Source organism: Pseudonocardia adelaidensis (assembly GCF_039543345.1).
Lineage (GTDB): Bacteria > Actinomycetota > Actinomycetes > Mycobacteriales > Pseudonocardiaceae > Pseudonocardia > Pseudonocardia adelaidensis.
Genome location: NZ_BAABJO010000023.1, coordinates 133,454 through 143,339, shown reverse-complemented (window position 1 = coordinate 143,339; position 9,886 = coordinate 133,454). Strand labels below are relative to the sequence as shown.

11 protein-coding genes are annotated in these 9,886 nt (G+C 74.6%); 7 read left to right on the top strand and 4 right to left on the bottom strand.

Annotated elements, in window-relative coordinates; translation table 11 throughout:
* Positions 1-175: 175 nt before the first annotated feature.
* Positions 176-361: a DUF1918 domain-containing protein gene (locus tag ABEA81_RS27365; protein ID WP_345608535.1), complete on the top strand. Its 186-nt coding sequence runs from the start codon at positions 176-178 to the stop codon at positions 359-361.
* Positions 362-377: 16 nt separating this feature from the next.
* Here the strand turns inward: ABEA81_RS27365 and ABEA81_RS27360 are convergent, their stop codons facing one another.
* Positions 378-779, bottom strand: coding sequence for a hypothetical protein (locus tag ABEA81_RS27360; RefSeq protein ID WP_345608533.1), 402 nt, complete (start codon positions 777-779; stop codon positions 378-380).
* Complete coding sequence (locus ABEA81_RS27355) at positions 776-1,561, bottom strand: isoprenyl transferase (protein ID WP_345608531.1); 786 nt, start codon at positions 1,559-1,561, stop codon at positions 776-778. The genes ABEA81_RS27360 and ABEA81_RS27355 overlap by 4 nt, the downstream gene beginning before the upstream one ends.
* Before the next feature lie 323 nt (positions 1,562-1,884).
* Between ABEA81_RS27355 and ABEA81_RS27350 the strand changes: the two genes are divergently transcribed.
* The 4 genes from ABEA81_RS27350 to ABEA81_RS27335 all read left to right on the top strand — a co-directional run bounded on the left by ABEA81_RS27350 (position 1,885) and on the right by ABEA81_RS27335 (position 5,780).
* The gene (locus ABEA81_RS27350; protein WP_345608529.1) at positions 1,885-2,700 is read left to right on the top strand and encodes a DedA family protein; all 816 of its coding nucleotides are present in this window, start codon (positions 1,885-1,887) and stop codon (positions 2,698-2,700) included.
* A gap of 5 nt (positions 2,701-2,705) precedes the next feature.
* Positions 2,706-3,836: a sensor histidine kinase gene (locus ABEA81_RS27345; RefSeq protein ID WP_345608527.1), complete on the top strand. Its 1,131-nt coding sequence runs from the start codon at positions 2,706-2,708 to the stop codon at positions 3,834-3,836.
* Positions 3,827-4,471 carry a response regulator transcription factor gene (locus ABEA81_RS27340; RefSeq protein WP_345608525.1) on the top strand — a complete coding sequence of 215 codons (645 nt, stop codon included), beginning with the start codon at positions 3,827-3,829 and terminating at the stop codon, positions 4,469-4,471. The genes ABEA81_RS27345 and ABEA81_RS27340 overlap by 10 nt, the downstream gene beginning before the upstream one ends.
* Before the next feature lie 70 nt (positions 4,472-4,541).
* Positions 4,542-5,780, top strand: coding sequence for an FAD-dependent oxidoreductase (locus ABEA81_RS27335; RefSeq protein WP_345608523.1), 1,239 nt, complete (start codon positions 4,542-4,544; stop codon positions 5,778-5,780).
* Here ABEA81_RS27335 and recO read toward each other — a convergent pair.
* Positions 5,770-6,528 (bottom strand): DNA repair protein RecO, encoded by a 759-nt coding sequence (gene recO, locus ABEA81_RS27330; protein WP_345608521.1) that lies wholly within the window; start codon positions 6,526-6,528, stop codon positions 5,770-5,772. The genes ABEA81_RS27335 and recO overlap by 11 nt on opposite strands.
* An 82-nt stretch (positions 6,529-6,610) precedes the next feature.
* Between recO and ABEA81_RS27325 the strand changes: the two genes are divergently transcribed.
* Positions 6,611-7,411 carry a HugZ family pyridoxamine 5'-phosphate oxidase gene (locus ABEA81_RS27325; protein WP_345608519.1) on the top strand — a complete coding sequence of 267 codons (801 nt, stop codon included), beginning with the start codon at positions 6,611-6,613 and terminating at the stop codon, positions 7,409-7,411.
* 87 nt (positions 7,412-7,498) lie between these two features.
* Here ABEA81_RS27325 and ABEA81_RS27320 read toward each other — a convergent pair whose 3' ends face one another.
* A complete protein-coding gene (locus ABEA81_RS27320; RefSeq protein ID WP_345608517.1) occupies positions 7,499-8,575 on the bottom strand; it encodes a TetR/AcrR family transcriptional regulator in 1,077 nt (358 codons plus the stop codon).
* A gap of 95 nt (positions 8,576-8,670) precedes the next feature.
* Here ABEA81_RS27320 and ABEA81_RS27315 point away from each other — a divergent pair, with 95 nt between their 5' ends.
* Positions 8,671-9,855: a cytochrome P450 family protein gene (locus tag ABEA81_RS27315; RefSeq protein ID WP_345608515.1), complete on the top strand. Its 1,185-nt coding sequence runs from the start codon at positions 8,671-8,673 to the stop codon at positions 9,853-9,855.
* The last annotated feature ends 31 nt before the right edge of the window (positions 9,856-9,886 follow it).

The window sequence follows — 9,886 nt, the reverse complement described above, 5'->3', positions numbered from 1 at the left end:
TGACGAGCCGCTCGCACACCAACTCCGGTGCCGGCACACCAACTGCAGTTGGTGTGCCGGCACCGGAGTTGGTGTGTGACTCTGCGGGGACCCGATGGGATGCGCCCCCTGGACCGCGACAGCCTGCTGCGGGAGCATCGGGGGGAGCCCGGACCCGGAGGGAGTTGACCTGCCGATGGAGGCGAAAGCGGGCGACCACATCGTGGTGGAAGGCACCACCGTCGACCAGGGACGGCGCGAGGGCGAGGTCCTCGAGGTGATCGGCTCCGGCGACCGCACCTGCTACCGGGTGCGCTGGCAGGACGGCCACGAGTCCGTCTTCCAGCCCGGCCCGGGTGCGCACGTCGCATCGCCGGGCTGAGCGGACCACCGGTCGGCTACTCGGGCACCAGCGCCGCGCGCAGGCTGGAGGCGCCGCTCACCACGAGCATCAGCAGCGTTCCCATCGCCTTCTCGTCGAGGCCGGAGGCGGGGAACGCGTAGCGCCACGTGACGTCCCAGCCTGCGCTGCCGCGGATCACGCGCGCCGTGCCGAACAGGCCCTCGCCCATCCCGAGCGCCACCTGGCCGGGGACGTCGGACTCGATGGGCAGGTCCCAGGCCACGACGCAGGTGAGGTTGAGGATCGGCAGACCCTCCTCGATGTCCAGGCCTTGCAGTGCGCAGACGACGCCGCCGTGGGCGAAGGTGAGCGCGCCGTCGTCGTCGGCGGTGACGTCGTGGAAACGCTCCAGGGCCGCGCGGGCCACGGCGAGCTGTTCGGCGATGGCACCGGTCATGAGGCAGCCTCCGGAGTGTCGAGGGCGCCACCGAAGCGGCGGTCGCGCCGCGCGTAGATCTCGACCGCCTCCCACAGGTGGCGGCGGTCGAAGTCGGGGAAGAGCGTGTCGAGGAACACCAGCTCCGCGTACGCCGACTGCCAGAGCAGGAAGTTCGAGGTGCGCTGCTCACCGGAGGAGCGCACGAACAGGTCGACGTCGGGCATGTCGGGCTCGTCGAGGTACCGGGCGATCATCCGCTCGTCGACCTTGTCGGGCCGGATCCGGCCCTCGGCGGCGAGCCGAGCGATCTGCTTCACGGCGTCGGCGATCTCCGCCCGCCCGCCGTAGTTGACGCACATGGTGAGCGTCAGCACGTCGTTGTGCTTCGTCTTCTCCTCGGCGATCTCCAGCTCCTTGATCACCGAGCGCCACAGCCGCGGGCGGCGGCCCGCCCAGCGCACCCGCACGCCCATCGCGTCCATCTCGTCGACACGGCGGCGGATGACGTCCCGGTTGAAGCCCATCAGGAAACGCACCTCGTCGGGGCTGCGCTTCCAGTTCTCCGTGGAGAACGCGTACGCCGACAGCCACCGGACGCCGATGTCGATCGCGCCGCGGGCCACGTCCATCAGTGCGGCCTCGCCACGGCGGTGGCCCTCGATCCGGGGCAGGCCGCGGGCGTTGGCCCAGCGCCCGTTGCCGTCCATCACGAGTGCGACGTGGTTCGGCACCAGCTCGGGTGGGATCGCCGGGGGGCGCGCGCCCGAGGGGTGCGGCGGCGGAGGCTGGAACCGGCTCATCGCATGGCCTCGCCGGCGCTCGGCCAGCGCTTCGCGGCGGCGCTGTGACATCGGTTCGCTCGCTGGCGCTCGCTCACGAGGACAACCCTAGGGGCCGGGGTGCGGGAAACCTCAGGGTCCCTCCGGCGAGCGCCCCAGTCCGGGCAAACCGCCCATCCCTCTACCGTGTGAATCATGACCGCCCCCGCCCGAGCGCCCCGCCAGGAGAGGTTCGCCGCGTCCCTCGACGGCCCAGCCGCCCGCTGGCTGCGTTGTCGGGAAGTCCGAGTACGCCCGGCACGAGGACTCCCCTCCGCCTTGCCAGCGAACGGCTGGATCCGCCGATGAACGCACCAACCTCCCCTGGCGGGGCGCTGGAGCTCGACGGCATCGTCGGATGGGTCGTCGATCTGATGGAGACGCTCGGCGCCCCCGGCGTCGGCCTCGCGATCGCCCTCGAGAACGTGTTCCCGCCACTGCCGAGCGAGGTGTTCCTGCCGCTCGCGGGGTTCGCCGCGTCCCGGGGGGAGCTGAGCCTCGTCGCCGCGATCGTCTGGACGACCCTCGGGTCGGTGGTCGGTGCGCTCGCGCTCTACGGCCTGGGCGCCGCACTCGGGCGCGACCGGCTGCGCGCGATCGCCGACCGCATGCCGCTCGTCGACGTCGGCGACATCGACAAGGCGGAGGCCTGGTTCGCCCGCCACGGCGCGAAGGCGGTGTTCTTCGGGCGGATGGTGCCGCTGGTCCGCAGCATGATCTCGGTGCCGGCCGGGGTCGAGCGCATGAGCGTGCCGCTGTTCCTCACCCTCACCGCCGCGGGGAGCCTGATCTGGAACTCCATCTTCGTGGTGTCCGGATACGTGCTCGGCGAGAACTGGCACGTCGTCGAGAGCTACGCCGGCATCCTCTCGAAGGTGGTGCTCGCGGCGGTCGCGATCGCGGTGGTGGTCTTCGTGGTCCTGCGGGTCCGGGGCGGGGGCACCGCGCAGACCGGTCCGGACGACGCCCCCACGGAGCGGATGCCGGCGATCCGGGTCCGGCCGCAGGAGCCGCCGCGGCAGTGGTCGGCCGAGCCGTCGTCGACGGAGTGGGGGGTGCAGCCGACCCAGCGGATACCGGTGGTCCGGCCCGACGCACCGCCGCGCCGCGCACCCCGGTAACCCCCGTGCGGACGTGGGTGCGCACCGGCGGGGGCGTCACGCTCGGTGCCTGCTCGGCCGTGGCGCACGTTGCGCTCGCCCTCCCGGTCGCCGCGGCCCTGCTCCTGCCCGCGCTCCGGCAGGCGGCGGAGACGGCGGTCCGGCGGCTCGCGGCGCTGGAACGCCGCCGCGTCGTGGCCCTCCTCGACGGGGCGGGCGGCAGCACCGAGCCGGCCCCGGACAGGGCACTGCGCTACCTCGCCGCGCGGATCCCGGTCGGGCTCCTGGGCGGCGCGGTGCTCGCGTTGCTCGGCCTCGGCCTGGCCTTCGCGGTCACGCTCGTGTTCTCGTGGGTCACGCAGACCCCGTGGATGCTGGAGCGCGACCCCGGCACCGTCATCAGCGGCGGCGCCATCGCCTACTACGCCGTCCCCGGCGCCGTGCTGCTCTACCTCGCGCTCGCCGGTGCCGCGGGCGTGGCCCGCTGGGACCGCGCCCTGCTCGCCCGGCTGCTCACGCCCTCCCGCGAGGAGCGGCTCGCACAGCGCGTCGAGGAGCTCGCGCGCACCCGCGACGCCGTCGTCGCGGCCGTCGACGACGAGCGGCGCCGCATCGAGCGGGACCTCCACGACGGCGTGCAGCAGCGCCTCGTCGCGCTCGGCATGCTGCTCGGAAGGGCCCGTCGCCACCCCGACCGGGCCGAGGAGCTCGTCGCGCAGGCCCACGACGAGGCCCGGCACGCGCTCGTGGAGCTGCGCGACGTGTCGTGGCGCGTCTACCCGGCGGCACTGGACACCGGCGGGCTCGCGGCCGCGCTGGAGTCGGTGGCCGAGCGGGCACCCCTGCCCGTCCGCATCCGCTGCGACCTGCCCGCGGAGCCGCCCGCTACCGTGCGCGCGGCGGCCTGGTTCCTGATCAGCGAAGCAGTGACGAACGCGGCCAAGCACTCGGGCGCGCTGCGCGTCGACGTGGAGGTGACGGTGGTGGACGGGCGGCTGCGGGTGGCGGTCCGCGACGACGGCCGCGGCGGCGCCGACCCGGGAGGCGGCGGCCTCGCAGGCCTGGCCCGCCGGGTCGCTGCCGCCGACGGCGTCCTCACCGTGGACAGCCCGCCCGGCGGTCCTACCGTCGTCACCGCGGAGCTGCCGTGCGCGTGACGATCGCCGAGGACTCCGCGCTGCTGCGCGAGGGGCTCGTCCGCCTGCTCGTCGACGAGGGCCACGAGGTGCTGGCCGCGGTGGGCGACGCGGGAGCCCTGCTCGGGGCCGTCGAGCGGGACCAGCCCGACGTCGTGGTGGCCGACGTGCGGATGCCGCCGAGCCACAGCGACGAGGGCGTGGTGGCGGCGCTGGAGATCCGCCGCCGGTGGCCGCGGGTCGGGGTACTCGTGCTGTCGCAGTACGTCGAGCGCCGGCACACCGCCCAGCTGATCGGGGACGGCGGGGGCCGCGTCGGGTACCTGCTCAAGGACCGCGTGGCCCAGGTCGGGGAGTTCCTGGACGCGCTGGAGCGGGTCGGTGCGGGCGGTGCGGCGTTCGACCCCGAGGTGGTGCGGCAGCTGCTCGCCGCCGGACACCGCGCCGACCCGCTCTCCCGCCTCACGCCGCGGGAACGCGACGTGCTCGACGCCATGGCCGAGGGCCTCACCAACGCCGGGACGGCCGACCGGCTGCGGATGTCGGTCAGCGCCGTGGAGAAGCACGTCGCCTCGATCTTCGGGAAGTTGGGCATCCCGGAGGCGGCGGGCTACAGCAGGCGCGTCCTGGCGGTGCTGCGCTACCTCGGGTCCTGACCGACTGGACGCCGCGACCGGGGCGGAGTACCGTCGGCCTTATTCATCAGACGATGAAAAAGGGGGCGAGATGAGCGAGCACACGACCTGCGCGATCGTCGGCGGCGGACCGGCCGGCATGGTGCTCGGCCTCCTGCTCGCCCGGGCGGGCGTCGAGGTCACCGTCCTGGAGAAGCACGGCGACTTCCTGCGCGACTTCCGCGGGGACACCGTCCACCCGTCCACGCTGCAGCTGCTCGACGAGCTCGGGCTCGGCGGGCGCTTCGCCGACCTCCCGCACAGCGAGGTGCGCGAGATCGCCTTCCCGTTCCCCGACGGGTCCCGGGTCGTCATCGGCGACCTGCGTCGGCTGAAGGTGGCCCATCCCTACATCGCGATGGTGCCCCAGTGGGACCTGCTCACCCTGCTCGCGGAGGCGGGAGCGGAGGAGTCCTCGTTCACGCTGCGGATGCGCGCCGAGGTCACCGAGCTGGTCCGCGAAGGCGGGCGGGTCCGCGGCGTGCGGTACCGCACGGAGGACGGCGAGCTCCACGACCTGCGGGCCGACCTCACGGTGGCCTGCGACGGCCGCTGGTCGATCGCCCGCGCCCAGGCGGAGCTGGAGCCCAAGGAGCTGCCGGTGCCGATCGACACGTGGTGGTTCCGGCTGCCCCGCAGGCCGGGTGACGACCCGGGAGCCCTGACGCCGGTCGTGCGCAGCCGCCGCTTCGTGCTGGTGATCCCGCGGGAGGGCTTCCTCCAGCTCGCGTACTTCGGCCGGAAGGGCAGCGACGCCCAGCTCCGCGAGCGCGGCGTCGAGTGGTTCCGCCGGGAGATCGCCGCCACGGTCCCGTGGCTCGCGGACCGGGTCGGCGAGCTGGCGTCGATGGACGACGTCAAGCACCTCGACGTCCGGTTGAACCGGCTGAACCGCTGGCACGTCGACGGGCTGCTCTGCATCGGGGACGCGGCGCACGCGATGTCCCCGATCGGCGGGGTCGGGATCAACCTCGCCGTCCAGGACGCCGTCGCCGCGGCCACCCTGCTGGCCGAGCCGCTGCGTCGCGGTGCCGTCGGCGCGGACGTGCTGGCCGGAGTGCGCAGGCGGAGGCTCGTGCCGACGATCGCCGTGCAGACCCTGCAGCAGGTCCTGCACCGCGCCGTCCTGAAGCCGATCATCGACGGTGAGCGACAGGGGCCGCCGAAGCCCATCGTCGCGCTGCTGTCGGCGATCCCGGCGGCATCGTTCGTGCCGGCGTACCTGATCGGCGTGGGGCTGCGTCCCGAGCACGCGCCGGAGTTCGCGCGCCGGTCACCGATCAGGTCGTGACCCGGCGCTCCACCAGCGGCAACGACCGCAGCTGCCGCTCCATGTGCCACTGCAGGTGGGCGGCCACGAGCCCGCTCGTGTCGCGCCGGGTCACCGCAGTGGCGCTGTCGGCGGCGTCCCAGTCGCCGTGCAGCAGCGCGTCCAGCAGCGTGAACGTCTCCAGCGACGGCCGCACCGAGCCCGGCGGGCGGCAGCGCGGGCACACCGCTCCCCCGGCGGCGATGTTGAACGCGGCGTGCGGGCCGGGCTCGGCGCAGCGGGCGCACTCGGAGATCGCGGGCGCCCACCCGGCATGGGTCATCGCGCGCAGGAGGAACGCGTCGAGCACGAGCGACGGGTCCCGCTCCCGGCCGGCCAGCGCCCGCACGGCCCCCACGAGCAGCAGGTAGACGCGCAGCGCCGGATCGCCCTCCTCCGCGACGAGCCGGTCGGCCGTCTCCAGCATCGCGCAGCCTGCCGTGTAGCGGCTGTAGTCGCCGATGATGCCGGCGCCGAAGGCGTCGACGGTCTGCGCCTGCGTGACGATGTCGAGGGAGCGGCCGGTAGTAGCCCCGCTTCTCGTGTAGCACTGGACGTCGACGTGGTTGAACGGCTCGAGGCGCGCCCCCCAGCGCGACCGGGTGCGCCGCACCCCCTTCGCCACCGTGCGCACCTTGCCGCGGCGGCGGGTGAGCAGCGTGACGATCCGGTCGGCCTCGCCGAGCTTCTGCACCCGCAGCACCACGCCGGTGTCACGCCACAGGGTCACCGGCCCAGCCTACGGGCGGGCGCCGCTTGACACCGCCTCCCCACACCGGTGAGGTGACCCTAAGTCGATCCGAGGAGTCCAGGTGACCCATGTCGTGCCCGAGCACCAGCGTGCCGCGGCCGAGCGCACCCTCGCCGCCACCCCGGGGGTTCGGGGCGAGCCCAGCGACGCGGAACGCTCCCGCACGCTGATCGCCGCCGTCCGCACCGGCGCGCTCGCCACGATCGGCGAGGGCGGGTTCCCGTTCGGCTCGCTGGTCTCCCACGCGGTCGACCCGGCAGGCCGGCCCTTGCTGCTGCTGAGCGACCTGGCCGAGCACACCCGCAACCTCGCCGCCGACGCGAGGGCGTCGCTGATGGCGACCGAGGCCGGTGCGGGCGACCCGCTCGCGCTGGCCAGGGTCACCGTCATCGGACGGGTCGGCGAGCTGCAGGGCGACGAGCGCGCCGCCGCTTTGGAGATCTACCAGGCCGCCCAGCCGGGCGCGTTCTACGCGGGGTTCGGCGACTTCCGGCTCTACCGGCTCGCCGTCGAGTCCGTCCGGTACGTCGGCGGCTTCGGCCGGATGAGCTGGGTGGACGAAGCGAGCTACGCCGAGGCCGAGCCCGACCCGCTGCACCCGCACGCCGACCGGATCATCGCGCACATGAACGACGACCACGCCGACGCGCTGGTGCTGTTCTGCCGCCGCTTCGCGGACCGGCCCGAGACCGCCGCGGCCCGGATGGTGGCCGTCGACCGCTACGGCTTCGCCGTGCTCGCGGCCGACGAGCCCGGTGGCCGGGAGACCGCGGTGCGCCTGCCGTTCGACGAGCGCACCGACACCCCCGACGCCGTCCGGAAGGCGATGGTCGAGCTGCTGCGCCGGGCCCGAGCCGCCTGAGCGGGCCGCACTCGAACGCCGGCGTGGTGGCCTTACTGGCACAACACGGCGGTATGGCCACCATGCCGGCGTTCCGTGCCGGGCCGATCAGGCCGTCGCGGCGGCGTGGCAGGCTCCCCTCCCCTCGGCCGCGGCCACGATCCGGCCGTTCGCGATGCGCACGGCCGCCTCGGTGGCGTCGCTGACCACGCGCTCTCCCGCCGCCGCCGCAACGGCCCCCGACGGGTCGTGCACCACCTGGAGCCGCGGCCATGCCGACTCGGGGAACGCGGACCGGATGCAGCGGCACACGTCCGCGACCACGAGCCGAGCCAGCGGCGCCAGCTCGCCGGGGTCGCCCGACACCACCACCGCCGTGACGACCGAGCCCGACGGCGCCGCCCGGACCGCCTCCTCCACCGCCACGAGCCGGTGCATGCCGAGCACCGCGACGACGCCGTCGTCGGCGAGGCGGGCCGGGACGTCACGGACGGCGTCGATCGCCGCCGGAGGCTCCCACGGCCGCCCGGCCGGGCGCGCGCGGGGCACGTACGGCAGGTGGGGCGGGGCCCACTCGTCCCCCCGCCCGCTGCCGAGCTCGAGGTCGGCGAGCCCCTCGCAGGCGCTGACGACGTCGAAGGGGTCGGCGAAACCGGGCGCGGCGGCGGCGAGCTGGGCGGCCCCGTGCAACGTGGTGAGCGCGACCTCGGCCGCCCGCACCCGGCGGCCCGCATCAGATGGGCCGTGCATCCGCTCCAGCGCGAGCCCGAGAAGGATCGCGTCGAGCGCCATGAGCTGGGCGAACGGCGTGCGGATGCGCTCGTCGGCCAGCACCTCGGGCAGGAGGTCGGCCCCGAGCGGCACCGCGCCGCCGGGTTCGTCGGTGGCGAGGGGCAGCCGGCCGACCCAGGCCCTGGCGAAGGCGCCGAGCGCCGTGCGGGCCGTGGTGCCGGCGACCACCTGGGGGATCGCGGCGCGCTCGGCCTCGGCCGCGAGCACAGCCAGGTAGAGGGCGCGTTTGCCCGGGAAGTTGGAATAGACAGCGCCCCGGGTGAGCTCGGCGCGCTCGGCGATGACGTCGATCTTGGCATCGCGGAAGCCGCGTTCCAGGAACTCGGTGCGCGCCGATGCCAGGACCTTCTCGCGGGTGCGTTCCTGCGCCTGGGCTCTCGTGAGCCGGCCCATCGCCCTCCCACCGTTGGCCGATCTCCGTCGGGGAGGGATGATACGTTCACCATTCAGATGATGAGAACATCTGCTTTGGCCATCCAGGAGGCTCCGTGTCCGACCTGCCCGAGATCGACCTCACCGACGCCGCCGTGCTCCGCGATCCCTTCGCCGCCCACGGGCGGGCGCGGGAGCTGTCGCCGCTGGTGCGGCTCGTCGTGCCCGGCATGACGCTGTGGGGCGTGCCGCGCCATGCCGAGGCGCGGGCGGTGCTGTCCGACCCGGCCCGGTTCGCCCTCGGCCCGGGCACGTTCGCCTTCCGGCCCGACCTGCCCGACGACCTGAAGCCCTACCTGCGGTCCATGCAGGAGGTGGAGGGCCCCGAGCACACGCGGCTGCGCCGGCTGGTGGCGCCCGCGTTCACCCCGCGGCGCGCGGCCGAGTTCCGCCCGCGGATCGAGGCGATCGTCGAGGAGCTCCTCGACGACCTGTGCGCGCACGCCGCGAACGGTCCGGCCGACCTGATCATGCACCTCACCCGGCCGCTGCCGATGGCGGTGATCTGCGAGCTCGTCGGCATCCCCTGGCCGGAACGGCCGCGCTGGCGGGAGTACGGGGCAGCGGTCGCCGCAGGCGCGGGTGCCGCGTTCGTCGAGGCGATGCCCGGCATCATCGAGGGCGCGAAGGCGGCGGTCGCCGCCCGCCGCGCCGATCCCCGCGACGACATCGTCTCCGACCTCGTGCGTGCCCAGGACGAGGACGGCGACCGGCTCGGCGACGTCGAGCTGGTCGGGCTCGTCTGGCAGCTCGTCCTGGGCGGTCAGACCCCGACGAACCTGCTCGCCAACGGCGTCGAGGCGCTCCTCGCCCACCCCGAGCAGCTCGCCGCGCTCCGGTCCGACCCCGGGCTCGCGCCGCGGGCCGTCGAGGAACTCATGCGCTGGTGCGGTCCTCAGCTGCTGGCGTTCCCCCGGTTCACGACGCAGGACGTGGAGCTGTCCGGGGTGCGGATCCCACGAGGCGAACCGGTCGTCGCTGTGATCGCGGCCGCCAACCGCGACCCGCGCGCGTTCCCCGACCCCGAGACGTTCGACATCACCCGCGCCGCCCCCGCGCCCCACCTCGGGTTCGCCCACGGGCCGCACTTCTGCCTGGGCGCCGCGTTCGCGCGGGTGCAGACCGAGGTGGCGCTGACGGCCCTCCTGCGCCGCGCACCCGGCCTCACGCTCGCCGGCGACGCGCAGCGCGCGCCCGACGGGGGCACCTGGCGGCTGGCGGCGCTGCCGGTGGCGCTCTGAGCCCCGTGCTGCGCCAGCATGGTGGCCTTAC

Coding starts and splice junctions, on each gene's coding strand:
- ABEA81_RS27365 (WP_345608535.1), top strand. CDS start 176: ATGGAGGCGAAAGCGGGCGACCACATCGTGGTGGAAGGCACCACCGTC.
- ABEA81_RS27360 (WP_345608533.1), bottom strand. CDS start 779: ATGACCGGTGCCATCGCCGAACAGCTCGCCGTGGCCCGCGCGGCCCTG.
- ABEA81_RS27355 (WP_345608531.1), bottom strand. CDS start 1,561: ATGAGCCGGTTCCAGCCTCCGCCGCCGCACCCCTCGGGCGCGCGCCCC.
- ABEA81_RS27350 (WP_345608529.1), top strand. CDS start 1,885: ATGAACGCACCAACCTCCCCTGGCGGGGCGCTGGAGCTCGACGGCATC.
- ABEA81_RS27335 (WP_345608523.1), top strand. CDS start 4,542: ATGAGCGAGCACACGACCTGCGCGATCGTCGGCGGCGGACCGGCCGGC.
- ABEA81_RS27320 (WP_345608517.1), bottom strand. CDS start 8,575: ATGGGCCGGCTCACGAGAGCCCAGGCGCAGGAACGCACCCGCGAGAAG.